General features: G+C 61.6%; 1 protein-coding gene. It reads right to left on the bottom strand.

The annotated features are described in order from the left end of the window. Nucleotides 1-328, bottom strand: a 328-nt coding sequence (locus tag ASE71_RS36940; protein ID WP_413814641.1) for an NAD(P)/FAD-dependent oxidoreductase, incomplete at both ends; no start/stop codon positions are given.

Genomic DNA, 328 nt, shown 5'->3' with positions numbered 1-328 from the left:
GAGATAGGGGTTCTTGTAATTGAGGTGCACGACGAAGCCGACGGCGACCATGTTGTCTTCGAGATGATAGAGGAACGAACCGCCACCGGTCTTCATGCCGAGCGGCCAGCCGAACGAGTGCTGCACCAGACCCGGGCGATGGTTCTCGGGCTTGACCTGCCAGAGCTCTTTCAGGCCGATGCCGAACTTCTGGACGTCGCTGTCCTTCGAGAGGTTGAATTTGGCGATCAGCTGCTTGGCGAGCGAACCGCGCACGCCCTCGCCGATCAGGGTGTATTTGCCCAAGAGCGCCATGCCGCGGGCAAAGTTCGGGCCCGGCTCGCCGTTG

The sequence above is a fragment of the Ensifer sp. Root954 genome (assembly GCF_001429005.1).
Classification (GTDB): Bacteria; Pseudomonadota; Alphaproteobacteria; order Rhizobiales; family Rhizobiaceae; genus Ensifer; species Ensifer adhaerens.
The sequence above is the reverse complement of the archived record's forward strand: the minus strand, read 5'-3'. Positions and strand labels throughout refer to the sequence as shown.